The sequence below is a fragment of the Kineococcus terrestris genome, assembly GCF_041020755.1.
In the GTDB taxonomy this organism is placed as follows: Bacteria; Actinomycetota; Actinomycetes; order Actinomycetales; family Kineococcaceae; genus Kineococcus; species Kineococcus terrestris.
The window spans coordinates 77,912-102,828 of record NZ_JBEUEI010000008.1 but is presented as its reverse complement, the minus strand read 5'-3'; the positions used below and the strand labels follow the sequence as shown (position 1 = coordinate 102,828).

General features: G+C 75.1%; 22 protein-coding genes and 2 pseudogenes. 16 read left to right on the top strand and 8 right to left on the bottom strand.

What is annotated here, in order from left to right; all coding sequences use genetic code 11:
• Positions 1–24 precede the first annotated feature (24 nt).
• Positions 25–963: a phosphotriesterase family protein gene (locus tag AB8M62_RS07115; RefSeq protein ID WP_369069078.1), complete on the bottom strand. Its 939-nt coding sequence runs from the start codon at positions 961–963 to the stop codon at positions 25–27.
• Between the two features lie 155 nt (positions 964–1,118).
• Between AB8M62_RS07115 and AB8M62_RS07110 the strand changes: the two genes are divergently transcribed.
• Together AB8M62_RS07110 and AB8M62_RS07105 are read left to right on the top strand one after the other, a co-directional pair.
• Complete coding sequence (locus tag AB8M62_RS07110; protein WP_369069077.1) at positions 1,119–1,850, top strand: 3-keto-5-aminohexanoate cleavage protein; 732 nt, start codon at positions 1,119–1,121, stop codon at positions 1,848–1,850.
• Positions 1,847–2,728 (top strand): phosphotransferase, encoded by an 882-nt coding sequence (locus AB8M62_RS07105; RefSeq protein ID WP_369069076.1) that lies wholly within the window; start codon positions 1,847–1,849, stop codon positions 2,726–2,728. Before AB8M62_RS07110 ends, AB8M62_RS07105 begins: the two co-directional genes overlap by 4 nt.
• Before the next feature lie 54 nt (positions 2,729–2,782).
• Here the strand turns inward: AB8M62_RS07105 and AB8M62_RS07100 are convergent, their stop codons facing one another.
• Positions 2,783–3,643: a PHP domain-containing protein gene (locus AB8M62_RS07100; protein ID WP_369069075.1), complete on the bottom strand. Its 861-nt coding sequence runs from the start codon at positions 3,641–3,643 to the stop codon at positions 2,783–2,785.
• Between the two features lie 162 nt (positions 3,644–3,805).
• Here AB8M62_RS07100 and AB8M62_RS07095 point away from each other — a divergent pair, with 162 nt between their 5' ends.
• Entirely contained in the window at positions 3,806–4,543 is a 738-nt protein-coding gene (locus AB8M62_RS07095; RefSeq protein ID WP_369069074.1) for a YdcF family protein, read from the top strand.
• Positions 4,461–4,978, top strand: a pseudogene (locus AB8M62_RS07090) (GNAT family N-acetyltransferase). Before AB8M62_RS07095 ends, AB8M62_RS07090 begins: the two are co-directional and overlap by 83 nt.
• A gap of 369 nt (positions 4,979–5,347) precedes the next feature.
• Here the strand turns inward: AB8M62_RS07090 and AB8M62_RS07085 are convergent.
• Positions 5,348–6,143, bottom strand: a pseudogene (locus AB8M62_RS07085) (SDR family oxidoreductase).
• A gap of 963 nt (positions 6,144–7,106) precedes the next feature.
• Here AB8M62_RS07085 and AB8M62_RS07080 point away from each other — a divergent pair.
• Positions 7,107–8,123: a tyrosine-type recombinase/integrase gene (locus AB8M62_RS07080; RefSeq protein WP_369069073.1), complete on the top strand. Its 1,017-nt coding sequence runs from the start codon at positions 7,107–7,109 to the stop codon at positions 8,121–8,123.
• Positions 8,124–8,331: 208 nt separating this feature from the next.
• On the opposite strand, the gene AB8M62_RS07075 is transcribed toward AB8M62_RS07080, so the two are convergent.
• Positions 8,332–9,654, bottom strand: coding sequence for a M20/M25/M40 family metallo-hydrolase (locus tag AB8M62_RS07075; RefSeq protein WP_369069105.1), 1,323 nt, complete (start codon positions 9,652–9,654; stop codon positions 8,332–8,334).
• Positions 9,655–9,752: 98 nt separating this feature from the next.
• On the opposite strand from AB8M62_RS07075, the gene AB8M62_RS07070 reads away from it, so the two are divergent.
• The 8 genes from AB8M62_RS07070 (at position 9,753) to AB8M62_RS07035 (ending at position 17,309) form a co-directional block, all read left to right on the top strand.
• Positions 9,753–10,535, top strand: a complete 783-nt coding sequence (locus tag AB8M62_RS07070; protein WP_369069072.1) for a GntR family transcriptional regulator — start codon at positions 9,753–9,755, stop codon at positions 10,533–10,535.
• A gap of 205 nt (positions 10,536–10,740) precedes the next feature.
• A complete protein-coding gene (locus AB8M62_RS07065) occupies positions 10,741–11,652 on the top strand; it encodes a sugar phosphate isomerase/epimerase family protein (protein WP_369069104.1) in 912 nt (303 codons plus the stop codon).
• A 23-nt stretch (positions 11,653–11,675) separates the two neighbouring features.
• On the top strand, positions 11,676–13,385 hold the full coding sequence (locus tag AB8M62_RS07060; protein WP_369069071.1) for a dihydroxyacetone kinase family protein: 1,710 nt from the start codon (positions 11,676–11,678) through the stop codon (positions 13,383–13,385).
• Positions 13,386–13,422: 37 nt separating this feature from the next.
• Complete coding sequence (locus AB8M62_RS07055) at positions 13,423–13,923, top strand: ribose-5-phosphate isomerase (RefSeq protein WP_369054601.1); 501 nt, start codon at positions 13,423–13,425, stop codon at positions 13,921–13,923.
• Positions 13,924–13,959: 36 nt separating this feature from the next.
• Positions 13,960–14,724 carry a triose-phosphate isomerase family protein gene (locus AB8M62_RS07050; protein WP_369069070.1) on the top strand — a complete coding sequence of 255 codons (765 nt, stop codon included), beginning with the start codon at positions 13,960–13,962 and terminating at the stop codon, positions 14,722–14,724.
• A 76-nt stretch (positions 14,725–14,800) separates the two neighbouring features.
• The gene (locus tag AB8M62_RS07045; protein ID WP_369069069.1) at positions 14,801–15,778 is read left to right on the top strand and encodes a 3-hydroxyacyl-CoA dehydrogenase family protein; all 978 of its coding nucleotides are present in this window, start codon (positions 14,801–14,803) and stop codon (positions 15,776–15,778) included.
• A 77-nt stretch (positions 15,779–15,855) separates the two neighbouring features.
• Complete coding sequence (locus tag AB8M62_RS07040; protein ID WP_369069068.1) at positions 15,856–16,488, top strand: GntR family transcriptional regulator; 633 nt, start codon at positions 15,856–15,858, stop codon at positions 16,486–16,488.
• 86 nt (positions 16,489–16,574) lie between these two features.
• Positions 16,575–17,309: a CDP-alcohol phosphatidyltransferase family protein gene (locus tag AB8M62_RS07035; protein ID WP_369069067.1), complete on the top strand. Its 735-nt coding sequence runs from the start codon at positions 16,575–16,577 to the stop codon at positions 17,307–17,309.
• Here AB8M62_RS07035 and moeB read toward each other — a convergent pair.
• From moeB to AB8M62_RS07020, 3 genes are read right to left on the bottom strand one after another with little or no spacing between them, the layout of a single operon-like run.
• On the bottom strand, positions 17,237–18,394 hold the full coding sequence (moeB, locus tag AB8M62_RS07030; protein ID WP_369069066.1) for a molybdopterin-synthase adenylyltransferase MoeB: 1,158 nt from the start codon (positions 18,392–18,394) through the stop codon (positions 17,237–17,239). The genes AB8M62_RS07035 and moeB overlap by 73 nt on opposite strands.
• A 32-nt stretch (positions 18,395–18,426) precedes the next feature.
• Positions 18,427–19,221, bottom strand: a complete 795-nt coding sequence (locus AB8M62_RS07025; RefSeq protein WP_369069065.1) for a hypothetical protein — start codon at positions 19,219–19,221, stop codon at positions 18,427–18,429.
• Entirely contained in the window at positions 19,218–20,609 is a 1,392-nt protein-coding gene (locus tag AB8M62_RS07020; protein ID WP_369069064.1) for a uracil-xanthine permease family protein, read from the bottom strand. Before AB8M62_RS07020 ends, AB8M62_RS07025 begins: the two co-directional genes overlap by 4 nt.
• A gap of 168 nt (positions 20,610–20,777) precedes the next feature.
• Here AB8M62_RS07020 and AB8M62_RS07015 point away from each other — a divergent pair, with 168 nt between their 5' ends.
• Both AB8M62_RS07015 and AB8M62_RS07010 read left to right on the top strand, forming a co-directional pair.
• Entirely contained in the window at positions 20,778–21,929 is a 1,152-nt protein-coding gene (locus AB8M62_RS07015; protein WP_373694878.1) for a magnesium and cobalt transport protein CorA, read from the top strand.
• On the top strand, positions 21,926–22,630 hold the full coding sequence (locus AB8M62_RS07010) for a pentapeptide repeat-containing protein (RefSeq protein ID WP_369054591.1): 705 nt from the start codon (positions 21,926–21,928) through the stop codon (positions 22,628–22,630). Before AB8M62_RS07015 ends, AB8M62_RS07010 begins: the two co-directional genes overlap by 4 nt.
• Here the strand turns inward: AB8M62_RS07010 and AB8M62_RS07005 are convergent.
• Positions 22,525–23,631 carry a LacI family DNA-binding transcriptional regulator gene (locus tag AB8M62_RS07005; RefSeq protein ID WP_369069063.1) on the bottom strand — a complete coding sequence of 369 codons (1,107 nt, stop codon included), beginning with the start codon at positions 23,629–23,631 and terminating at the stop codon, positions 22,525–22,527. The genes AB8M62_RS07010 and AB8M62_RS07005 overlap by 106 nt on opposite strands.
• A 95-nt stretch (positions 23,632–23,726) precedes the next feature.
• Here AB8M62_RS07005 and rhaI point away from each other — a divergent pair, with 95 nt between their 5' ends.
• Positions 23,727–24,917 (top strand): L-rhamnose isomerase, encoded by a 1,191-nt coding sequence (gene rhaI / locus AB8M62_RS07000; RefSeq protein WP_369069062.1) that lies wholly within the window; start codon positions 23,727–23,729, stop codon positions 24,915–24,917.

Here is a 24,917-nt window from a genome sequence, read left to right as displayed (position 1 = left end):
ACGCCGTTCAGCGACCCGCGCCGCTCAGCGGGCGAAGGCGCGGAAGGGGTTGCGCCGGCACAGCCGGTCGACCGTGCCCTCGTCCACCCCGGCGCCGCGCAGCGCCGGCAGGAAGGACTCCGTCAGGTGCGTGAACGGGCGCGGTTCGCCCCCGCCGGGCAGGGCCGGGTCGAACCAGCCGGCGTCGTGGGAGATCAGCAGCTGGTCGCCGTACCCCGCCTCCAGGGTCGTCAGCACCAGGTCCAGGGTGGTGCCGTCGGGGCCCTGGCCGACGTCGTCGAACTCGATCCACGCGCCCCGCTCGAGCACGGCCCGCCGCACACCGGCGTCGTGGATGGTCTGCGTGTGGATGGACAGGAACCGGTCCGGCGACATCCCCTCCGCGAGGGCGATCTCCAGCTGCCGCAGCAGGACCGCGCCACCGGTGGTGTGGGTGCCCACGAGCGCGCCGGTGCGGGCCGAGGCCCGCGCGGCGGCCCGCAGGACCCGTTCCTCCACCGGGCGCAGCTCCTCCTCGTCGGCGGAGACCTTGATGAACGCGGCCGGCACCCGGGAGTCGTCGACACCCTCGACGAGCTCGCGCACCATCCAGTCCTCCAGGGCGGCGTCGTCCGCCTCGTACACCCACCGCGGCACCCAGGGTTCGCGGTAGACGCCCGTGGCCAGGGCGACCGGCACGCCCGTGGCCCGGCTGACGTCGCCGATGAGGTCGGCCCGGCGCCCGAGCCCGGGCGGTGTGCACTCCACGAGCGCCGTGACACCGGCGGCGGCCGCGGCGGTGAGCAGGGGAGCGGCGAGGGCGGAGAACTCCTCCGGCGACGCCTGCGCGAAACCCGGGACGTCGGCGGCGCGGAAGTCGACGAACAGGTGCTCGTGCGGCAGGACCAGTCCCAGGTCGTCCGCGGCCAGCGCCCCCAGCGTCGTGCGCAGCGTCGGTGTCGTCGCGGGCTCGCGGTCGTCCACGGTCGTCTCCGGGGGTCGCTGGTGCGGGAAGAACGGCGTCAGCCGCGCACGCTAGCGCCCACCGCGCCCGGGACGGCGACCCGCGTGCCGGCCCGCCGCGGGGGCTCGCGCGAGCCGGTGCCGCGCGGGAGGCTGCCGGGGTGCTGCAGGCGTGCGTGAACGGTCCCCGCCGGCCGGGTGAGCACCCGGCCCTGCCGGTGGCACCGGAGGAGCTGGCCCGCGACGTGGCCGCCGTCGCCGCCGCGGGCGCCGACGCGGTGCACCTGCACGTCAAGGACGCCGCCGGCGCGGACACCCTCGGGGCCGCGGCGATGGCCGAGGTGCTCGCGGCGGTGCGCGCGGCGGCACCAGCCGTGCCGGTCGGGGTGACCACCGGCGCCTGGGCCGTGCCCGACCCGGCGCGCCGCACCGCCGCGGTCCGCTCCTGGCGGGGCTCGGTGCTGCTGCCGGACTTCGCCTCGGTCAACTGGCACGAGGACGGCGCCGACGACGTCGCCGGCACGCTGCTGGACCTGGGCGTCGGCGTCGAGGCCGGCCTGTGGCACCCCGCGGGAGCCGGGGCGTGGCTGGCGTCGCCGCACCGGGACCGGTGCCTGCGGGTGCTGCTGGAACTGCCCGACGGGCCCGACGAGCGCGAGGTGCAGCCACGGGCCGAGGAGCTGCTGCGCCTCGTGCGACGCGCCCAGCGCGACGGGGGCCGGGAGGTACCGGTCCTGCTGCACGGGGAGGGCACGAGCACCTGGGCAGCGCTGCGCCTGGCCGGAGGCCGGGGCCTGGCGACCCGGATCGGGCTGGAGGACGTGCTGGTGCTGCCCGACGGCTCACCGGCCGCCGGCAACGCGGCACTGGTCCGCGCTGCCCGGGACCTGCTGCGGTCACCGGCGTGAGCACCGCGCGGACGAGGGCGACCGAGCGGGTCCTGGCGCGGGTGGACCACGTGCACGGCTGGGACTACCGCGTCCAGCGGGCGCTGGCCGGTGGGTTCCAGTCCGGCGCCACCCTGGTGCGCGATCCCCGCCGGGGTCCGGCGGTGCTGAAGTGGAGCGCCGATCCGGGCCGGGCACCGGACGTGCTGGCCGCCGGGCAGCTCCTCGGGCCGCTGCGCGCGGCCGGGTGGCCGACCCCGGCGTGGCTGGCCAGCGGCCGCACCCCGCAGGGCTGGCCCTACCAGCTGCAGGAGGTGCTGCCCGGCGCGCCGGCCGAGCGCATCACCCGCTCCTGGCTGGACGAGGTCCTGCCCCTGCTGGACTCCCACGCCGGGGCGGCGCCACCCGGTGGGTGCGCGTGGTCGCGCACCGACCGCGCCGTCGTCTTCGAGGACGCCCACGGGCACCTGTCCACCGTCGCGGGTTCCTCCGGTGAGGGTGCGGCGTTCGCCGCCGCGGTCGCCGCGATGAGCCGGGACCTGCACGGCGTCGTGCTGCCGGAGGACGACCTGGTCCACGGGGACCTCAGCGAGGGCAACGTGCTGCTGGTGGACGGGCGCCTGAGCGGTGTGGTCGACGTGGAGGCGCTGGGGCACGGCAGCCGCCTGCACGACCTGGCGACCCTGACAGTGCACTCGGCGCTGCGGGGAGAGGACTCCTGCACCGCGCGGCTGCTGGAGGCAGCGTGCGAGGTAGCGGACCCGGGGCAGTTCGAGCTCAGCCTGATCGCTGTCGCCGCGGCCGAGCTGGCCTTCGGGGTGCGCCACTGGGCGCCCGTGGACGCGGCGGCCGCCGGCCGGACCTGCACGGAGGTGCTGCGCACCGTCTGCGACACCTGACGGGCGGGCGCGGAGGAGCGGCGCAGCTCCAGGGCGGTGCACCTCCGGAGGGGCTCAGGAACGTCCCCAGAAGGCCGTGGGATCGCCCGTGGGGCCGAACCCGGCCGCGGCCACGGCGGCCGCGACGTCGCGGAAGTTCCGCGCGAGCGCACCGGGGCTGTGGGCGTCACTGCCGAAGGAGACCGCTCCGCCGCCGGCCTCGCGCCACCAGGTGACGACGCGCAGGTCCATCGGCAGCGAGGTGTTCACCTCCAGCGCGCGGCCCGAGGCGGCCAGGACGGTGAGGGTGTCGCGCACCTGCTCCTCGATCCGGTCCCAGGGCAGGGGACCGGCGTCGGCCGGCCAGGACCGCAGCGGGTAGTCGATGTGCCCCAGGACCTCGAACGGGGCGTCGCCGGCCGCCATCGCCCGCACCTCGGCCAGGTACGCCGCGACGACGTCGAGCGCCGCGCGCTGGGTGTAGCCCACGTCGACCTCGACGTGCTCACCGGGGGTCCGCAGGTCGTCCAGGGCGTGGACCGACCCGACGACCCGGTCGAAGCCGTGACGCAGCAGGTCGCGGACGGCGCCGGGGTGCCAGTGCCCCTCCGACAGCTCGATGCCGCAGCGGACCAGCAGGTCGGGGAACAGGGCGCGGCACCGTTCGACCGAGGCCCGGTAGGCCTCGACGTCGAGCGGGGCGCCCAGGAAGCGACCGTGCCCGTCGATGCTGCCGCGCACGCCCTCCGGCGGTGTCCACCCGCCCGGCGGCAGGGCCCACGCGGTCAGGTCGACGTGCTCGGCGAAGGAGACGGCCGGGAGGCCGAGTGCCAGGGCCCGCCGGCACGTGGCCTCCATGTCGCCGTCGACGGCGTCCCAGGAGAACTCCGAGTGCACGTGCTCGTCGGACGGCAGGTCGGCGGACGGGTGTCGCACACCCCGCATCGTCGCTGCGACAGGGAAGCCTGTCACCACCGGCTCCGTCCCGGCCGCGTCGAAGATCGCCACGACCTGCGGGGAGTGGAGGGGGTGTCCGCGACAGCGCAGACCGCGCGTGTCCTCCCCGCTGACGGCGGTGCGTGGCCGGAGGCTCGACGCGTGTCCCGCTCGCTGCGCTCGTTCCTCCCGGCGGCTCTGGCGTCGTCCGCGGCCCTGCCCGTGGTGGTCGTCCTGGTCGCCGAGCTGGCGCAGTGGCACGCCTCCCGCTGCGACTGGCCCCGCGACCCTGGGTGCGGTGCCCGGCCGGTGCCAGGTCCGCACGTGGTGCTGGTGCTCGGTTGTCCCAGCCGCCCCGGTGGGCGGTTGCACGCGCTGCAGCGCTGGCGCACCGACATCGCGGTGCGCTCGATGCACCCGGAGCACGGCCGGTTGCTGTTCACCGGCGGGCGCACCGGCGCCCCGGGTGAACCCAGCGAGGCGCGCGTCATGGCCTGCTACGCCCAGGAGGCCCTCGGGGTGCCGGCGCAGCGCATCGAGGTCGAGGAGGCCGCGCGCAGCACCTGGCAGAACGTGCAGCACTGCCTGGACCGGCTCGAGCAGGCGGGCAGCATCACGATCGCCTCGACGGCCACCCACGCGCGCAGGGCGCGGGGCTACCTGGCCCAACAGCGCCCGGACCTGGCGCAGCGGCTGGTGCCGGCCGACGACTACCACTTCGGTGAGCGCTGCGGGTGGAAGGTCACCACCCTCGCCCACGCGCTGGCGCGCACCGCCCGCCGTGCGATCGACGGTGCGGCACTCCTAGGGTCCACGGGTGCGCGAACTGGCGACGGAACGGCTGCTGCTGCGGAGTTTCAGACCGGACGACCTGGAGGCGGTGCACGCCTACGCTGGTGATCCGGAGGTGTGCCGCTACACCGACTGGGGACCCAACACCCCGGCGCAGTCGCAGGCCTTCATCGACGAGATGTGCGCGGCCCCCGCGGTGGAGCACCCGGACTCGATGACCTGGGCGGTCACCCTCGCCGGTGACGTGGTCGGAGCGTGCTCGGTGACGATCACCAGCGCCGAGCACCGGCGTGGAGCGATGGGCTACGTCCTGGCCCGGGCGCACTGGGTCAGGGCTACGCCAGCGAGGCGGCCGCGGCGGTGCTGCGCTTCGCCCGGGAGGACCTGGGGCTGGAGCGGGTGGAGGCCACATGCCGGCCGGGCAACGTCGCCTCCCAGCGGGTGCTGCGCAGGATCGGCATGCAGCAGGAGGGGCTGCTGCGCTCCCACGTGCTGATCCGCGGCCATCGTGAGGACAGCTTGCTGTTCGCCGCGGTCGACTGAGGTGCACGCGGTCTGCGCAGCACTCCGCGCACGACTGGGGTCGAGACGGCGATCGCCGCGGACCTGTTCGCGCGAGCCGCTGCGCTGGGACGGGGTCAGGTGCGGGAAGACACGTGTCCGTGCTCACCCGGCTCGTCCCAGTTCCGCGACCGTGACCTGCAGTGGGACAGATCGCGTGAGACGGCCGGCGGCCTGCTCGTCCCGTCCGACCTGTCCTTGTCGAAGATCACTCCGACTTGCCGAGGGAGTGGAGCAAGGTATCCACGACCGCGCGGATCGTGGGATGACCGCGTGTCCACGACAGCGGGATGACCGCGCGGTTGGCGGTGTAGCTGGGCGTCTGTCTGACAGCGGGTCCGGTGGGCGTTCTCAGGAGTAGCCGCCGTTGCTCTTCATCAACTGACCGGTGATCCAGCCACCTTGCTCCGAGCACAGGAAGGCCACCAAGTCACCGGTGTCCTGTGGGGTGCCGTTGCGGCCCAGCAGGGTCTGGCGGGCGCCGGCGGCGCGGATCTCGTCGTTCATCCATCCGGTGTCCACCGCGCCGGGGTTGATGACGTTGGCGCGCACCCCCAGGTGGGCCAGTTCGTGAGCGGCGGCCAGGGTGATGCGGTCCAACGCGGCCTTGCTGGCGCCGTAGGGGATGTGTCCCACGGTGTGGTCGCCGGTGATGGCGATGATGCGCCGGCGCGCGTCGTGGCTGTCGTCCTGTTCCTTCGCCCGCAAGGCGTACTCACGGATGAGCAGCCAGATCGCGCGGGTGTTGACGGCGAAGTGGCGGTCGAAGCTGTCCACGGTGGTGGTGAGCAGGTCGGTGGCCACGGACTCGCAATGGGCCATGACCAGGACCTGCACGGGCCCGAGAGTGGTGTTGACCTGGTCGAAGACGGCGGCGGCGCTGTCGGGGTCGGCCAGGTCGGCTTCGATGGCCAGGGTCCGTACCCCGCGCTGACGAAGGTCGGCGCTGATGGGCTTCGGTGGCGCCGGGTTCAGCACCCCAGGGCATCGCGGCGTCGTAGGGGGAGTAGTAGGTGAAGGCGATGTCGAAGCCGGTGGCGGCCAGGGCGCGGGCGATGCCGGCGCCGATGCCGATGCTGCGTCCGACGCCGGTGACTAGCGCGACGGGGCGCCGATTGGTGCCGGGCGCGGGAGGGGCGGTGACCATGAGGGCTCCGGACGGTCGTCGGTGATCGTGGTCTGTAGTCGATCACTGCGTCTGGAGAGGAGCAAGGCACGTGCTGGGTGGGTGGGCTGCGTTGATGGTGATGGTGACGTCAACCGCACGGAAGTCGGCACGACCGCGGTATCGGTCCTGTCGGTAGCTGACCAACACCTGCGCCGGTTCGTCGGTGTCGTCCACCAGGCGGTGACGCCGGTGCGCCTCGGATCTCGAGCCGCACCGGCCGGGACGAGCAGCTGGGACGTTGGGACGAGATGACTGGGACGAGGAACACGTCTAGTGGGATCGGGACACGTTGACTGGGACAGGACAACACGTGAGGGGACCGGTCCGACGCGCTGCCGACTGCCTAAATGTCATAATGTGCATTATCGGCGGCACGTGGACGTGGCTCGACGGGCCCGCCGAGGCCTCTGACGTCCCGCGGGTCGACCCGCGGATCGGCGCGGTCGCCGCAGTCCACCACGTCGATGCGCGACCGCGACGACCGACGCGCACGCCGGCACGACGACGTCGCCGACGCGTCGGCCCGTCCGCCCTGACGTCTCGCCGGCGACGACCGCGCCGGTGCGGGACGCGCGTTCCTCCAGCGCCGCCACGAGCGATCACCGCGCCGGTGGTACGCCGGACGGCCGTCCACGGCGTCCCGCAGGTACCGGCCGTCGGATCCCCGGGCGTCGATCCGCCCGTCGCAGCGCTCCGACGCGTCGGCGCGGGCGACGGCGAGGAACCACGACGAGCACGAGGAACCGCGCAGGACCCCCGGAAACCACGCCCGGAACGGGTCGGTCACGACGCCCGGGCCCCGCTCCGCGAGTTCCGCATAACAGCGATTATGCGGGAAACCTCGCGAGCCCGCGGAACTCCCCCGGCCCGTTGTCAGCTGACAACCGTTGCAGCGCAACACATCTGCTTGCACCGCGGGCGATCTTCGCCTACGCTGGTGGTGTGACTCCCCCGACGCCGGACGACGGGGTGCGGAACGGGACCACTCCCCTGGCGGACGCCGTCGCGGCGTACGAGGAGGCCCGCCTGCCCCGCAAGGACTCCCCCCACACCCTGGCCGCCCGCCGCCGCGACGTGGCCGCCATCGCTCAGCGCCTGGCCCCAGCTGCGGCCTGCTCCCCCGCCGACCTGGTGCTGGGGCACCTGAGCGTCCGGGCGGTCCGCGCGGCGTTCGCCGACTTCGCCGTGGACCACGCCCGCAGCTCCATCGCCCGCTGCTGGTCGACGTGGAACGGGTTGTGCGACTTCCTCGTCGCCGAGGAACTGCTGGCGGGAAACCCGATGGCGGGCGTGCACCGCCCCCGGCCGGCCTCCACGAACCCCAAACCCCTGCGGGGCGAGGGAACCCCGGAGGTGCTGCTGGCGGCGGTGGCCACCGGCCCGTCCACCGCGCGCGACCCGTGGCCCGAGCGGGACCTGGCCGTGGTGGCCACCCTGCTGGTCACCGGGGTGCGCAGCGCGGAACTGCTGGGCCTGCGCGTGGGCGACCTCGTCGGCGCCCGCGGCGAGCAGCGCCTGCACGTGCGCGGCAAGGGCGAGCGGGAACGCAGCGTCCCCGTGGAGACCGCCCTGACCGACGTCGTCGACGTCTACCTGCGCACCAGGGCCCAGCGCCTGCCCCGCCCCCGCGCCCTGCCCGCCGACGCGCCCCTGTTCGTGGACGCCCGCGGCCGGGCCCTGACCCGCGACCAGCTGCAGTACCTCGTGCGGCGCGCCTACCGGCACGCCGGTGTCCACGACCGCGTCGCCCGCGGCGCCCTCGTGCACGCCCTGCGGCACACCTTCGCCACCCGCGTCGTGGCCGCCGGCGGCAGTGCCGTGGAGGTGATGCGCCTGCTGGGCCACCGCAGCCTGGTCACCTCCCAGCAGTACCTGGACGCCACCGCCCACGAGCTGCGCACCGCCGCGGCAGGCAACGCCTCCTACGCGGCGCTGCGGGCGCTCTCCCCGGCACCCTGACAGCCCTGACCCGCCGACCGGACCGGCGCGAACGCGTGCGGCGGGGACCGCTGAGCTCGCCGGTCCCCGGCTCGACCGTCGGGTCGGCGGCGCGGACGTCGACGAGCTGCTGCGCCTGGACTCCGCCCCGCCGGTGTTCACCTTCCGCGATCCGCAGCAGAACCTGCTCGTGGTCGTCGAGGACGAACCCGGCGCGTGAGCCGCGCTCTCAGGCGGTGGCGACGAACCGCTGCAGCACCCGCACCCCGAAGCGCAGCGCGTCCACCGGCACCCGCTCGTCGATCCCGTGGAACATGCCCGCGAAGTCCAGGCCGGCCGGCAGGCGCAGCGGCGCGAACCCGTACCCGCGGATCCCCAGCCGGGAGAACGACTTGTTGTCGGTGCCGCCGGACAGGCAGTACGGCAGCACCGCCGCGCCGGGGTCCTCCAGCTCCAGCGCCTGCCGCATCCGCTCCACCAGCGGGGCGCCGAACGGCGTCTCCAGCGCGGTGTCCAGGTGCAGCGCCTCCACGTCCACGCGCGTGCCGGCCAGCTCGCGCACCGTCTCCAGCAGCGCGTCCTGCCGGCCGGGCAGGAACCGGCAGTCCACCAGCGCCGTCGCCGTGCCCGGGATGACGTTGTGCTTGTACCCGGCCTCCAGGACCGTGGGGTTCGCCGTGTTCTGCAGGGTCGCGCCGACCCAGCGCGCGGTGGTGCCCAGCTGCTGCAGCAGCGCCGAGGGGTCGTCCTCGTCGAAGGCCACCCCGGTGATCTCCGAGACGCCCTCGAGGAACTGCCGCACCGTCGCCGTGTACTCGATCGGCCAGGTGTGCGCGCCGATGCGCGCCACCGCCTCGCACAGGCGCGTCACCGCGTTGTCGGTGCCCACCTGCGAGCCGTGCCCGGCGCGCCCGTGCGCCACCAGCCGCAGCCACGCGATGCCCTTCTCCGCCGTCTGCAGCAGGTAGGCGCGCCGGCCGGCCAGGTCCACGGAGAAGCCGCCGACCTCGCTGACGGCCTCGCTGACGCCCTCGAACAGCTCCGGCCGGTTGTCGACCAGCCAGCTGGCCCCCTGCACGCCGCCGGCCTCCTCGTCGGCCAGGAACGCCACCACCAGGTCGCGCGGCGGGCGCTGGCCCGTGCGGGCCAGCTCGCGCACCACCGCCAGCAGCATCGCGTCCATGTCCTTCATGTCGACCGCCCCGCGCCCCCACAGGCAGTCGTCGACCAGCTCACCGCTGAACGGCGGCACCGACCAGTCCTGCGCCCGCGCCGGCACCACGTCCAGGTGCCCGTGCAGCAGCAGCGCGCCCCGCGCCGCCGTGCCCGCCGGGTCCCCCGGGATGCGCACCACCACGTTGCCGCGGCCGGGGAAGCCCTCCACGTACTCCGGGTCCAGGCCCACCTCGTGCAGCAGGCCGGCCACGTGCTCGCCCGCCGCCCGCTCACCGGGCCCGGAGCCGTCGCCGAAGTTGGAGGTGTCGATGCGCAGCAGGTCCCGGCACAGGCCGACGACCTCCTCCTGCGCGGCCGCGGACGGCTCGACGGTCATCGGGGCGGGCTGCTCGGCGTCCACGGCGCCCACCGTAGGTGACCGGCCCGGCCACCGCCCGGAGCGCCCGCGGCGTCCGCCCGGTAGCGTCCGGCGCCGTGGACGACATCGACGCCGCCCCCGACGAGGTGGACGAGGCGCCCGGTCTCGACGCCGCGGACGCCGCGGACGCGGGCCGGCGGGCCGCCCTGACCGACAGCGTCCACGACGCCCTGCTGGAGCTGCTGATGAGCCGCGGCGTCGAGCCCGGCTCGCCGCTGCGCACCCAGACGCTGGCCTACCGCCTCGGCGTCTCGGCCACCCCCGTGCGCGAGGCCCTGGCCCGCCTGGAGGGCACCGGCCTGGTCGTGCGCTCGGCCCGCCGCGGCTACCGCGCCGCCCCGCTGCTGTCCGAGCGCGAGCTCGACCAGCTCGTCGACGTGCGGGTCCTCGTGGAGCCCGGCATCGCCGCCCACGCCTGCGCCCGCGCCGCCGCAGACGCCGACGGCGCCTTCGTCGCCCGCCTGCGCGCGGCCGTCGAGGCCCAGCGCGCGGCCCCCACCGGCCCCGGCTACCCCGTCTTCAAGGAGTACCTGCGCGCCGACTGGGCCTTCCACGAGCTGCTCGCCGAGGGCACCGCCAACCCCTTCATGGTCCGCACCCTGGACGCCGTGCGCGGCTTCGTGCAGCGCCTGCACCAGGTCGAGGAGGAGGTCCCCGACGCCGCCGAGAGCGTCGCCGAGCACGAGGCCGTCGTGGCCGCCGTGGCCGCCGGGGACCCCGCCGCGGCCGCCGAGGCCATGCGCCGGCACCTGGAGCGGGTGCGCTCGCGGGCCGCCCCCGGACCCGGCGCGCCCGGGCCCGGCGCCCCGGGGGCACCCGCGCAGGTGGCGGCCCGTTGACAGGAGGACGTCCCGGAGGGACCCTGAGCGACGGTTCTGAGCAGATTTTCTATACAATCAGCCGCGACCACCCGACACGACCTCGATGGAGCGATCAGTGAGCACGAGCGACGACGCCGCAGGCCTCACCAGCACGACGGGCACCAGCGTGTTCGACGGCTACCCCGACGTCCTCACCCGCGAGAACTGGCCGATCACCGTCCCGATGATGCCGCACCCCCACGTGCTGGCCGACGGGACGACGGTCCAGGAGCAGAGCGCGGAGGGCTGGGCCGAGACCCTGGAGGTCATGGTCGACGCCGGCTACACCAGCATCGACCCCACCGACACCTGGATCCGCATCGCCGACCTGTCGCCCGAGCGGCTGCAGGAGTTCGCCCGCACCGTGCGCGGCGCCGGCCTGAGCATCCCCGCCTTCTCCACCTCCCGCCGCAGCGTGATGGACCCCGAGCACTGGCAGGAGAACCTCGCGTACTCCCACCGGGCCATCGACGCCTGCGCCGCCATCGGCATCCCGCTGGTCAACTTCGGCTTCATGCGCGCCTTCACCCCCGCGCAGGCCAAGGCGCTGTGGTTCTGGCTCGAGCCCGGCTACGCCGACGACCCCTCGCCCGAGGCCCGCGCCACCGCCGTCGCCCGGATCAAGGAGCTCGCCGTGCACGCGCAGGAGGTGGGCGTGCAGATCTCCCTGGAGATGTACGAGGACACCTACCTGGGCACCGCCGACTCCATGGTCCGCTTCGTGCACGAGGTCGGCATGGAGAACGTGGGCCTGAACCCCGACTGGGGCAACATCGTCCGCCTGCACCGCCCGGTCGAGAGCTGGGAGGAGATCGCCGCCAAGACCCTCCCGCTGACCAACTACTGGCACCTGAAGAACTACTACCGCGACGAGGAGCCCACCACCGGCTCCGTGCGCACGCACCCCGCCCCGCTGGAGTTCGGCACCATCAACTACCGCAAGGCCATCAAGCTCGCCGTCGACTCCGGCTTCCGCGGCACCTTCTGCGTGGAGCACTACGGCGGCGACAGCATCAGCGTCGGTGCCACCAACCGCGAGTACATCCGCCGCGTCCTGCCCAAGCAGACCGCCTGGGCGCCGTTCCGCGCCCTCTGAGCGATCGAAGGAGACCGTTCGACATGACGAAGATCTTCGGGGACCCGTCCTCGTTCGTGGACGACGCGACGGCCGGTTTCACCGACCTGTACGCGCAGTACGTGCAGCCCGTGCCGCACGGCGTCGTCCGCTCCACCGCTACCCCCGAGGGCAAGGTCGCCGTGGTCGTCGGCGGCGGCTCCGGGCACTACCCCGCCTTCGCCGGCTACGTCGGCCCCGGCCTGGCCGACGGCGCCGTGTGCGGCAACGTGTTCGCCTCCCCCTCCACCCGCTGGGTCTACGACGTGGCCAAGGCCGCCAACCGCGGCGGCGGCGTCGTCCTCGGCTTCGGCAACTACGCCGGCGACATCCTCAACTTCGGCCTGGCCGCCGAGCGGCTGCGCGCCGAGGGCATCCCCGCCGAGCTCGTCGTCGTCACCGACGACGTCGCCTCCGAGGGCCAGGGCGCCAACGGCCAGCGGCGCGGCATCGCCGGCGACGTCGTCGCCTTCAAGATCGCCGGCGCGGCCGCCGAGGCCGGCTACGACTTCGACGGCGTCGTGCGCGCCGCCAACCGCGCCAACGACCTGACCCGCTCCATGGGCATCGCCTTCGCCGGCTGCACCCTGCCCGGCGAGACCGAGCCCCTGTTCACCGTGACCAAGGGCCACATGGGCGTCGGCCTGGGCATCCACGGCGAGCCCGGCATCTCCGAGGAGCCCATCGGCACCCCCGACGAGATCGCCGAGCTGCTCGTCCAGCGCGTCCTGGACGGCAAGCCCGAGGACGCCCCCGACAGCGGGCGCATCACCGTCCTCGTCAACGGTCTGGGCTCCACCAAGTACGAGGAGCTGTTCCTCCTCTACGGCCCCATCGCCCAGCGCCTGCGCGCCGCCGGCTACGAGATCGTCGCCCCGCAGGTCGGCGAGCTCGTCACCTCCCTGGACATGGCCGGCGCCTCGCTGACCGTGACCTGGCTGGACGAGGAGCTGGAGACCCTCTGGACCGCGCCGGCCCAGTGCCCGGCGATGTCCGTGGGCCCGGTCATCGAGACCACCCCCGCCCCCCGCTACGAGGTGCCCGAGGACGAGGTCGCCGACTACTCCGGCACCCCCGAGGCCGCCGCCGCGGCCGGCCAGAAGGTCGCCGCGATCGTCGAGACCGTGCGCGACGTCCTCAAGGACGCCGAGGCCGAGCTCGGCCGCATCGACGCCGTCGCCGGCGACGGCGACCACGGCACCGGCATGGTCAACGGCTCCGTGGCCGCCGCCGAGGCCGCCCGCCGCGCCGCCGACGCCGGGGCCGGCGCCGGCGCCACCCTCAGCGCCGCCGGCGGCGCCTGGGCCGACCGCGCCGGCGGTACCTCCGGCGTCATCTGGGGCGTGCTCCTGCACGCCTTCGCCGACGCCCTCGGCGACGAGGACGCCCCCAGCGCCCAGCAGGTCGCCGCCGGCGCCACCGCCTCCGTCGAGGCCGTCCAGCGCCTGGCCGGGGCCCGCGTGGGCAACAAGACCATGGTCGACGCGCAGGTCCCCTTCGCCGAGGCGCTCGCCGCCCGCGTCGAGGCCGGCGACGACCTGAAGACCGCGTGGACCGCGGCCGCCCAGGCGGCCACCGAGGCCGCCGAGGCCACCAAGGACCTGCGCCCGCAGATCGGGCGGGCCCGGCCCCTGGCCGAGCGCTCCCTGGGCCACCCCGACGCCGGGGCCGTCTCCCTGGCGCTGGTGGCCCGCACCGTCGCCGACCAGCTCTGAGACCAGCCCGACCCACCGATCCCCGAGGAGGGACACCATGAGCGAGAACCCCACCCCCACCTGGCGCGTCGTGCTCGCCGCCGACGACGCCGGCCTGCCCTACAAGGAGGCCATCAAGGCCGACCTGGAGAAGGACCCCCGCGTCAGCGAGGTCATCGACGTCGGCGTCAAGGGCGACGAGGGCACCGCCTACCCGCACGTGGCCGTCGCCGGCGCCCGCAAGATCGCCGCCGGCGAGGCCGACCGCGGCATCTTCGTCTGCGGCACCGGCATGGGCGTGGCCATCTCCGCGAACAAGGTCGCCGGCATCCGCGCCTCCGTGGCGCACGACTCCTTCTCCGTGGAGCGCCTCGTGCTCTCCAACGACGCGCAGGTGCTGGCCCTGGGCCAGCGCGTCATCGGCCTGGAGCTCGCCCGCCGCCTGGCCAAGGAGTTCCTCGGCTACGTCTTCGACCCCTCCAGCGCCTCCGCCGCCAAGGTCGACGCCATCAAGGGGTACGAGACCGACGCCGACGCGGACGCCTCCTCCGCCTGCTGATCACTCCTGTCGGAACCCCTTCCTAGGATGCGGACCATGACGACGCGCCCACGGCCCCTGGTCGGCGTGAGCCTGAAGATGTACTTCTCGCTCGCCCGCACCCGCAGCTACCTCGCCGACGTCGCCGACCTCGGCCCGGTCGTGGCGGACAGCGGCGTGGACGTGTTCGTCGTGCCCGACTTCCTCAACGTCACCACCGCCGTGGACCTCCTGCGGGGCACCCCGGTCGCCGTCGGCGCCCAGGACGTCTCGTGGGAGGACTACGGCGCCCTGACCGGCGAGGTCTCCCCCGCGGCCCTGGCCGACGCCGGGGTGCGGTTCGTGGAGATCGGCCACGCGGAGCGGCGGCGCATGTTCGCCGAGGACGACATCGTGACCGCCCGCAAGGCCGCCGCCGTGGCCCGCAACGGCCTCGTCCCCCTCGTGTGCATCGGTGAGAACGTGGCCGTCGACGTCGAGGACGCCGCCCGCAGCGCGATCGCGCAGGTCCTGGCCGCGCTCGAGGACGTCCCCGCGGACGCCGAGGTCGCGATCGGCTACGAGCCCAACTGGGCCATCGGCCAGCCCGAGCCGGCTCCGCCGGAGCACGTCGTCGGCGTCACCACCCGTCTGCGCGATGCCCTGGCCCACCGCAGCGGCACGACGCGCGTCCTCTACGGCGGCAGCGCCGGCCCCGGCCTGTTCACCAAGGTCGCCGAGGGCGTGGACGGCCTGTTCCTGGGCCGCTTCGCCCACGACGTCCACAACTTCCGGGCCGTGATCGAGGAGATCGCGGACCACCGCGGCACGCGCTCCACCTGAGCGCGCCCCGCACCGGCACCGCAGCACCACCAGCAGCAGCACGTCAACGACGACCCCGACGATCGGAGCACTCCCCGTGGCCACCGCACCCCGCACCGACAGGATCACCCGCGTCGCCCAGGTGGGCACCGGGTACATGGGCGGCGGCATCGCCCAGTCGCTGGCGCTCGCCGGCGCCGACGTCTGGCTGGCCGACGCCGACGCCGAGTCGACCCGGCGCAACTACGACCGCCTGCTCAACGAGTCCCGCCTGTTCGAGGGCCAGGGGCTGTTCGCGCCCGGCAGCACCGAGGTCCTCGAGCAGCGCTTCCACCCGGCGGAGTCCATCGAGGAGGCCGTCGCCGACGTCGACTTCGTCGAGGAGGCCGTCTTCGAGGACCCGCAGGTCAAGAAGGACGTCCTCTCGCGCGTGGAGAAGGCCTCCGCGCCCGGCACGATCATCGGCACCAACACCTCGACCATCCCGGTCAAGGTGCTCGCCGAGGCCTTCGAGGACCCCTCGCTGTTCCTCACGGTCCACTTCTCCAACCCGGCGCCGTTCATCCCCGGCGTGGAGCTGGTGACCGGCGAGGCCACGAACCCGGCCGTCCTGCCGATCATCGACGAGCTGCTCACCCGCGCCGGCCGTCGCGGCGCCCAGGTCAAGGACGTGCCCGGCTTCGTCCTGAACCGCCTGCAGTACGTCCTGCTCAAGGAGGCCATGACGGTCGTCGAGGAGGGCGTGGCCACCCCCGCGGACGTCGACACCATCGTCTCCACCACCTTCGGCTTCCGCCTGCCGTTCTTCGGGCCGTTCGCGATCGCCGACATGGCGGGCCTGGACGTGTACGCCAAGGGCTTCAAGGTCCTGGAGGACCACTTCGGCGAGCGGCTGTCCGCGCCCGGCAACCTCCTCGAGCTCGTCGCCGCCGGCAAGTACGGCACCAAGACCGGTTCGGGGTTCCTCGAGCTCGAGCCGGAGAAGCTGGCCGCGCTCATCGACTACCGCAACAAGGCCTACAAGAAGATGCAGGAGCTGCTCGACGAGCTGGGGCCCTCCCCCATCGCCGAGTGACGACCCGCGAGCTGCGCTGAAGCTGCGCCGAGACGAGGGAGGGGCGCGTGTCCCGGGAACGGTCCACCCGGCAACCGTTGGCCGACAAGGTCCACGACATCCTGCTGGAGGAGTTCCTGGCCGGGACGCGCGCCCCCGGTGAGCCGCTGAACATCGCCGTCCTCACGCGCGAGCTCGACGTGAGCCAGACCCCCCTGCGGGAGGCCCTGGCGCGCCTGGAGCACACCGGCCTGGTGCGCCGCGAGGCCCTCAAGGGCTACCAGGTCGCCCCCCTGCCCACCGACGACGAACGGCGCCAGCTGCTCGAGGCGAGGATCGTCCTCGAACCGGCCCTCGCGGCCGGGGCTGCGCGCCGCTCGTCGGCGGACCTGCTGCGCGAGCTGGAGCGCACCACCGCCGTGCTCGAGGTCGCCGCCCGGCAGCGGCGCGAGGACAGCGCCGCGGTGCGCGAGTGGCAGGTCGCCGACGAGCGCTTCCACGCCCTCCTGGCCGAGCGCTGCGGCAACGTCCACCTCGCCGCCGCGTTCGCCGCCCTGTCCGGGCAGATGCAGCGCGCCCGCTTCGCCGCGGCCCGCTCCCCCCTCGACCCCGGGCCCAGCGCCGCCGAGCACCGGCGGATCCTCGACGCCGTCACCGACGACGACCCCCGCCGGGCGGAGACGGCGATGCGCGAGCACCTGACCGCGGTTCTGGGGCGTTCGGGGCTGTAGTCGTCGGGCATCGGTGAGGTTACGACAAGGCCTATAGTATGTGAACACAGATGGCGAAGACCGTAGGACCGTGGTCACCTGATCCGGTGAGAGCCGTCCTCCTCGCCGTCGCCGGTCAGGTCGGCGCGTCCGCCCTCCTCGTGGTTGGGGTTCCGGTCCGCTGGGCCGTCCCTGCCGTCGTCCTGGGCGCGGCCGTCGTCGCGGCCGTGGCCGTGCCTCCGCTGCGCGGGCGGCGCACCACCCCGGCGGACGCGGTGACGCTGACGCGCCTGGCGCTGGCGGGCACGGTCGCCGCCGGGACTCTCGTCGCCCTGGCCGAGGGCGGTGACGCGCGCTCGTGGACGCTCACGGCGCTGCTCGTGCCCGCGGCCGCGCTGGACGCCCTCGACGGGTTCGTAGCCCGCCGCACCGGCACCTCCACCGACCACGGCGCCGAGCTGGACATGCAGTCCGACGCGGCCCTCCTGCTGGTCCTCTCGGTGCTGGCCGCCACCGTCGTCGGCCCCTGGGTCCTCCTGCTCGGTCTCATGCGCTACGGCTACGCCGCCCTGGCCCGCGTGCGGCCGGCGCTGCGCGCACCGCTGCCGCACAGCCAGTTCCGCCGCGTCGTGGCCGGGGCGCAGGCCGCCGCGCTGGCCGTCGCCCTCGTCCCCGCGGTCCCCGTCGTCCTCGCCGCCGCGGTCCTCGGGACCGCCCTGGCGGCCCTGACCGCCTCCTTCGTGCGCGACGGCGTCGGCGCGGAGCTCGCTCAGCGGGCCCGGTCGCTGCCGACGACCTCCTCGCCGGCGCTGACCCAGGCGGCCATCCCCCCGGCCAGGTGAGTCACGTCGCGCCGGCCCTGCTCCCGCACCCGGCGCAGGGCGGTCGCGGACCGCTGGCCGGCCGCGCAGTGCAGCACCACCGGCCCGTCCGGCAGCGCGGCGGCGTCCAGCGACGCCAGCGGCACGAGCAGCGCCCCGGGGATCGCCGCCGCCGCGTGCTCCTCCGCCTCGCGCACGTCGACCACCGACGGGGGTCGCGGCCCGGCCAGCGCGGCGGCCAGCTGCGCCACCGTCGTCTCCGGCAGCTCGTCCTCACCGGCCGGGACGGCCGCCGGCCCCTCCGCGCCCCCCCGCTCCCCCGGGGCCGTCCCGGTGGTCGCCGGGGGCGCGGACCGGGGCCGCACCTCCAGCGACCGCCACGAGCCCGCCAGGGCGTCCAGGACGAGCACGCGCCCCACCGCCGGGTGCCCGGCCCCCGTGACGAGCTTGACCGCCTCGGTGACCATCACGGCTCCCACGGCGGCGCACACGCCGCCCAGGACGCCCGCCTCGCCGCAGGAGGGCACCGTGCCGGGCGGGGGCGGCACCGGGAAGACGTCGCGGTAGACCGGCCCCCGGCCGGGCCAGAAGACCGCGGCCTGCCCGTCGAAGCGCAGGACCGCGCCCCACACCCACGGCGTGCCGGTGCGCACGCAGGCGTCGTTGACGACGTAGCGGGTGGCGAAGGTGTCCGAGCCGTCCAGGACGAGGTCGTAGCCGGCGACGAGGGCGTCGGCGTTGGCGGGTGTCATCCGCTCGCGGTGCCGCACCACCCGCACCAGCGGGTTGGCGGCCGCGAGGGCGTCCGCGGCGCTGTCCACCTTCGCCCGTCCCACGTCGGCGCTGCCGTGGACGACCTGCCGGTGCAGGTTGGACTCCTCCACCACGTCGTCGTCGACGACGCCGAGCGTGCCGACGCCCGCCGCGGCCAGGTACAGCAGCGCCGGTGACCCCAGCCCGCCGGCGCCCACCACGAGCACCCGGGCGGCCTTCAGCCGCCGCTGCCCCACCTCCCCCACCTCGGGCAGCAGGAGCTGCCGGGCGTAGCGGCGGCGTTCCGCCGCGGTCAGCGCGGGCGCCGGGTCGACCAGGGGTGGCAGGTGCACCCGGGGAGTGTCCCCCGGGCCGCTGCGGGAGGTCAGCCCGTCCCGTCGAGGCGGTCCAGCGACCGCTGCAGAGCGGTCGCGCCAGAGGCGTTTTCGCCTTGTGCTATAGTATGCGAAGAGACAGAGGTGCTGCGCGCGGCCGCCCTCCCGTCGACCTCCAGCAGCAGCGCGCCGGCGGCCTCGAGGACGCCCAGGACCGCGGGCGTCGTCAGCTGCTCGAGCGACCCCGCCGGGCCGTCCAGCACCACGCACCCGACCACGCGGGAGGACTCCCCCGCGTCGTCCACGACGGGCACCGCCACGACGACCTCGTGCAGGCCGCGCAGCCGCCCCCACGCCTCGTCACCGAGGGAGCCCCTGCCCTCCTGCGGGGTCGCGGCCAGGTCGACGGCCACGACGCGACCCTCGGCGACGCTGCGCCCCAGCACCCCCTGCCCCACCGCCCACGCCGTGCCGGACGCGCCCGGGCGGCGGCGGGCCCGCACCCGGTGCAGCCGCACCAGCCGGTCCCCGCGCACCCGGTAGGCCGCGGTGGCCAGCTCGCGGGCGTCGCGGCCGGTCAGGTCGACCACCGCCCACAGCGCGCCGCTGAGCAGCCGGTCCAGCACCTCCCGCCGCGCCCCGCGCCGCCGCGAGCGCACGCCCGCGACCGCCGACCACGTCGTGGAGGCGACGGCGAGGACCGCGGCCAGGACGACGAGGAGGACGACGGTGGCGGTGGGCGGGTCCCAGGCGTCGGTGCGCTCGATGCCGAGGCCGACGGAGACGGCGGCGGCCAGGACGGCCAGGGCCACGTCCCCGGCGGGGCGCAGCCAGCCGGGACTCACGGGGTGCCCAGGGGCTGGGTCGCGCTGGTCTCGTCGGGCGTGGTGGTGCCGCGCAGGCGGCCGACGGCCCGCATGAGGTGGTAGGTGGCGATGGCGGCGGCGGTGCCCAGCGCGATGCCCTCGAACTGCAGGCCGCCGTCGGTGACGACGGTGTAGTTGGCGATGCCGACGACGAGGGAGACGGCCGCGGTGGTGAGGTTGGCCGGCTCGGAGAAGTCGACGCGGTGCTGGACCCAGATGCGGGCGCCGAGGACGCCGATCATCCCGTACAGCAGGGTGGCGGCGCCGCCGAGCACGCCGGCGGGGACGGTGGCGACGAGGGCGCCGAACTTGGGCGAGAGGCTGAGCAGGAGGGCGGCGCCGGCGGCGACCCAGTAGGCGGCCGTGGAGTAGACCTTGGTGGCGGCCATGACGCCGATGTTCTCGGCGTAGGTGGTGGTGCCGGAGCCGCCGCCGGTGCCGGCCAGGGTGGTGGCCAGGCCGTCGGCGAGCAGGGCGCGGCCGGTGAGGGGGCCGGTGTCGCGGCCGGTCATGGCGGCCACGGAGCGCACGTGGCCGACGTTCTCGGCGACGAGCACGAAGACGACGGGCAGGAAGAGCGCCAGGACGCTCGCGTCGAAGGCGGGGGCGGTGAACTCCGGCCAGCCGATCCAGGCGGCCTCGGCGACGGGGGTGGTGTCGACCTCGCCGCGCAAGGCGGCCACGCCGTAGCCGACGACGACGCCGAGGAGGATCGCCAGGCGCCCGAGCAGCCCGCGGAAGAGGACCGTGGCCAGGACGATCGCGGCCAGGGTGGCCAGGGCGGTGCCGGGCGAGGCGCGGAAGCCCGAGCAGGTGCCGTCCTCGCCGCAGCTGCCCCACGCGGCGGGGGCGAGGTTGAGGCCGATGAGGGCGACGATGCTGCCGGTGACGACGGGCGGCATGAGGGCGTCGATCCAGCGGGCGCCGGTGAGGTGGACGACGGCGCCGACGAGGGCGAGCAGGGCACCGGTGAGCAGGACCCCTCCGGCGGCGACGGCCGGTCCCGCGGTGGCGGAGGCGGCGAGGATCGGCGCGATGAAGGCGAAGGAGGAGCCCAGGTAGCTGGGCAGCCGGTTGCCGGTCAGCAGCAGGAACAGGACCGTGCCCACCGCGGAGAAGAAGAGCGTCGCGGAGGCCGGGAAGCCGGTCAGCGCCGGCACGAGGACGGTGGAGCCGAACATGGCCACGACGTGCTGGGCGCCGATGCCGGTGGTGCGCCACCAGCTGAGCCGCTCGTCGGGGGCGACGACCTCGCCGGGGGCGACGTGGCGGCCGTCGCCGTGCAGGCGCCAGCCGAGGCGGGGCGCCGGGCGCTGCGCGGTCGGGGAACTGTCGGGGGTGGGAGGGGTCTGGTGCTCGGTGCCCATGCCGGTACGTCGTGCCTCTCGCGCGGTGGTGGGGTGCTCGCGGGGCGCCGCCGCCGGGGCGGGCGCTCGCCCGCCGCAGACTAGGGTCTGCGGGCGTGGGGGTGAGCCGGTGATCGCGAGGCTGGGCGCCGGGCCGGGTGCCCGGGTGGGCGCCGGGGTGGGCGCGTGGTGAGGGGCCGCCGGCTGCCGCGCCCGGCACCGGGGCGCCGCACCGGCCCGCGCGCGGAGATCGAGCGGGCGCGCGACCTGGTGCACGACGGCGCGATCCCGGCCGCGACCTTCGGGCGGCGCAGCCTGGTGGACAGCGGGGTCTACCGGGACGGGCGGCGGGTGGCCTCGCCCGGGTCGCTGGGCGAGACGTTCGCGCTGCTGCGCGCGGAGGACACCGCGCAGGAGGGCTCGTTCGCGTGGATGGGCCTGTACCGGCCGGCGGAGGACGAGCTGGAGTCGCTGGCGGCCGAGTTCGGCCTGCACGAGCTGGCGGTGGAGGACGCGGTGCTGGCGCACCAGCGCCCCAAGCTGGAGCGGTACGGGGACACCCTGTTCGTGGTGCTGCGCGCAGCCCGGTACGTGGACGAGCGCGAGGAGGTGGAGTTCGGGGAGCTGCACGTCTTCATCGGCCCGGACTTCGTCATCACCGTGCGGCACGCCGAGTCGCCGGACCTGGCGCTGGTGCGGCGGCGGATGGAGGAGCAGCCGCAGCTGCTGGCGCTGGGCACCGAGGCGGTGCTGTACGCGGTGCTGGACGTGGTGGTCGACGGGTTCGCGCCGGTGCTGCGGGGGCTGGAGCAGGACGTCGACGAGATCGAGAGCCAGGTGTTCGGGGGCGACCCGGCGGTGTCGCGGCGCATCTACGAGCTGTCCCGGGAGGTCGTGGACTTCCAGCGGGCGGTGGCGCCGCTGACGCAGATGCTGGCGGGGCTGAGCGCGGGGTTCGCCAAGTACCGGGTGGACGAGGAGCTGCAGCGCCACCTGCGGGATGTGGCCGACCACGTGACGGTGGCGACCGAGCGCATCGAGGGCTTCCGGGTGATGCTGCGCGACATCCTCACGGTCAACGCGACGCTGGTGGCGCAGCGGCAGAACGAGGAGATGCGCTCGCTGACGGAGGCCAGCTACGCCCAGAGCGAGGAGGTGAAGAAGATCTCCGCGTGGGCGGCGATCCTCTTCGCCCCCACGGTGGTGGGCGGCGTGTACGGCATGAACTTCGAGGTGATGCCGGAGCTGGGGTGGGCGTGGGGCTACCCGTTCGCGCTCGCCCTCATGCTGGGCGTCAGCGTCCTGCTGTTCACGCTGTTCCGACGGCGGGGCTGGTTGTGAGCCCGGCCCGGGGCGGCGGGCCCCGGCTGGAGCCGCTGCGGCTGCCCGAGCTGGCGGTGGGGCTGCCCGGGGACCTGGGCCCGCGCGCGCAGCCGGAGGCGCTGGAGTTCGCGGACCTGCACGTGGACGTGCTCGACGTGGCCGGCGGTGCGGTGCGCGAGTGCCGGCTGCGCGGGGTGCGTGCCCGGGAGGCGCGGTGGCGCTCGGCGCGCTGGCGGGACGTGGAGGTCGCCGACCTGGACGTGCCGGTGGTCTCCGGCGCGGGGACGGACTGGGCCGGGGTGCGGCTGGAGCGCTCGCGGCTGGGGTCGGCGGAGCTGTACGACGCGACGTGGCGCTCGGTGGAGCTGGTGGACTGCCGGCTGGGGTACGTGAACCTGCGCGGGGCGGACCTGGCCGACGTGGTGCTGCGCGGGTGCAGCGTGGAGGAGCTGGACCTGGCGGGGGCGAGCGCGGCGCGGGTGGCGCTGCCGGGCTGCCGGGTGGGAGCGCTGGACGTGCAGGGGGCGCGGCTGGCGGACGTGGACCTGCGCGGGGTGCGGCTGTCGGCGCTGGCGGGGGTGGGCAGTCTGCGCGGGGCGGTGGTGGACCCGGATCAGCTGCTGCTGCTGGCGCCGCTGCTGGCCGCGGACCTGGGCCTTGAGGTGCGCGAGGGCCTGGAGGGCGGGGGGCTCGGGGGCGCCGGCGGCGACGGCTCCTGAGCGGCGGTGGAGGCGCGCACGACGAGCTCGGGGTCGAAGACGACGCGGCGGGCCGGGCGGCCGGCGACCTGCTCCAGCAGCAGCTGCACGGCGGTGCGGCCCAGCTGGGCGCGCGGCTGGCGCACCGAGGTCAGCGGCACGCTGGCGGTGGCGGCGAAGTCGATGTCGTCGTAGCCGACGACGGCCAGCTCGGCGGGCACGGCGACGCGGCGGCGCACGCACTCGTTGAGGGCGCCGAGGGCGAGCAGGTCGTTGGCGCAGGAGACGGCGCTGGGCCGCTCGCCGGCGGGGCGCGCCAGCAGCCGGGCGGCGGCCTCGGCGCCGGCGCGCACGGACAGCTCGGGGACCTCGAGGACCTCCGGCGCGGGCAGGCCGGCGCCGGCCAGCGCCTCGCGCAGCCCGGCCAGGCGGTCGGCGACCTGCCGCAGGCCGAGGGGGCCGCCGACGAAGGCGACCCGCCGGTGCCCCAGGTCCGCCAGGTGCCGCCCGGCCACGCGGCCGCCGAGGCGGTCGTCGACGGAGACGGACCAGCCGCCCTCGCCGGTGGCGCCGCGGTCGACGAGGACGACGGCGGTGCCCTGCCGGCGCAGCGCCTCCAGCAGCGGGGCGCGGTCGTCGTCGTCGTCCTCGACGGGGCTCAGCAGCAGCCCGAGGGGGCGCTGCTGGGCCAGGCGGCGCAGGTGCCCGGCCTCGCGGTGGGTGGAGCCGCCGCTGTTGCAGACGACGACGAGGGCGTCGTGCTCCTCGGCCAGGGCCTCCGCGCCGGTGACGACGTCGGTGAAGAAGGGGTTGGCCACGTCGAGGACGACGACGGCCACGGTGCGGCTGACGCCGGCGCGCAGCTGGCGGGCGGACTCGTTGCGCACGAAGCCCAGCTCGTCGATGGCGCGCAGCACGCGCTCGCGCAGCGCCTCGGAGACGACCTCGGGGCGGTTGAGGACGTTGCTGACGGTCCCCAGCGACACCCCGGCGCGCTCCGCCACCTGCTTCACCGTCGCCATGGCGGCACCCTGCCACCTCCCCCGCCCGACATGCTTGTGAAACGTGTCAAGGCCGGTCTAGAGTCGCCGCACCCCCCGATGGAGCGGAGTACAGCATGGACAGGCAGCAGGCGGCGCTGGAGGCGCTGCGGCAGCAGACGATCGAGCTGCCCTCGTGGGCGTTCGGCAACTCCGGGACCCGGTTCAAGGTCTTCGGCACGCCCGGCACCCCCCGCGACCCCTTCGAGAAGGTCAGCGACGCCGCCCAGGTGCACCGGTACACCGGGATCGCCCCGCGCGTGTCGCTGCACATCCCGTGGGACCTCGTCGACGACTACGGGAAGCTGGCCGCGCACGCCGCCGACCACGGCCTGACGATCGGGATGGTCAACGCCAACCTCTTCCAGGACGACGACTACAAGCTCGGCTCGCTGACGCACCCGGACGAGCGGGTGCGCGCCAAGGCCGTGGCCCACCACGCCGAGTGCGTGGACGTCATGCGCGCCACCGGCTCGAAGGAGCTGAAGCTGTGGCTGCCCGACGGCACCAACTACCCCGGTCAGGACGACCTGCGCGAGCGCCAGGAGCGCCTGGCCGACTCGCTGCAGCAGGTGTACGCGCTGCTGGACGAGGACATGCGCCTGGTGCTGGAGTACAAGTTCTTCGAGCCGGCCTTCTACGCCACCGACGTCCCGGACTGGGGCACCTCGCTGCTGCACTGCCTGGCCCTGGGTGAGCGCGCGAAGGTCGTCCTGGACACCGGCCACCACGCGCCGGGCACGAACATCGAGTTCGTCGTGGTGCAGCTGCTGCGCGCCGGGCGCCTGGGCGCCTTCGACTTCAACTCGCGCTTCTACGCCGACGACGACCTCATGGCCGGTGCCGCGGACCCGTTCCAGCTGTTCCGGATCATGTACGAGATCGTGCGCTCGGACGCGCTGGCGCCGGCCCCGGCGTGGGACCCGGCGGGCCCGGGGGTGAACTTCATGCTCGACCAGTGCCACAACGTCGAGGAGAAGGTCGGCGGGCAGATCCGCTCGGTGACCAACGTGCAGCAGGCCACCGCCAAGGCGCTGCTGGTCGACCGCGAGGCGCTGCGCGCGGCGCAGCGGGCCGGGGACGTCCTCGGCGCGCACGACGTCCTCATGGACGCCTACCACACCGACGTGCGCCCGCTGCTGGCGCAGCTGCGCGAGTCGCTGGGCCTGACCGGCCAGGACCCGGTGGCCGCGTTCCGGACCTCCGGGTACGCCGAGCGCGTGGCCGCCGAGCGCGTCGGCGGCCGGCAGGCCGGGTGGGGGGCGTGA

Excerpts from the sequence above, each read along its gene's own strand:
- rhaI (WP_369069062.1), top strand. The coding sequence starts at position 23,727 with ATGGACAGGCAGCAGGCGGCGCTGGAGGCGCTGCGGCAGCAGACGATC.
- AB8M62_RS07020 (WP_369069064.1), bottom strand. The coding sequence starts at position 20,609 with ATGGGCACCGAGCACCAGACCCCTCCCACCCCCGACAGTTCCCCGACC.
- AB8M62_RS07005 (WP_369069063.1), bottom strand. The coding sequence starts at position 23,631 with ATGGCGACGGTGAAGCAGGTGGCGGAGCGCGCCGGGGTGTCGCTGGGG.
- AB8M62_RS07050 (WP_369069070.1), top strand. The coding sequence starts at position 13,960 with ATGACGACGCGCCCACGGCCCCTGGTCGGCGTGAGCCTGAAGATGTAC.
- AB8M62_RS07055 (WP_369054601.1), top strand. The coding sequence starts at position 13,423 with ATGAGCGAGAACCCCACCCCCACCTGGCGCGTCGTGCTCGCCGCCGAC.
- AB8M62_RS07065 (WP_369069104.1), top strand. The coding sequence starts at position 10,741 with ATGATGCCGCACCCCCACGTGCTGGCCGACGGGACGACGGTCCAGGAG.
- AB8M62_RS07075 (WP_369069105.1), bottom strand. The coding sequence starts at position 9,654 with ATGACCGTCGAGCCGTCCGCGGCCGCGCAGGAGGAGGTCGTCGGCCTG.
- AB8M62_RS07060 (WP_369069071.1), top strand. The coding sequence starts at position 11,676 with ATGACGAAGATCTTCGGGGACCCGTCCTCGTTCGTGGACGACGCGACG.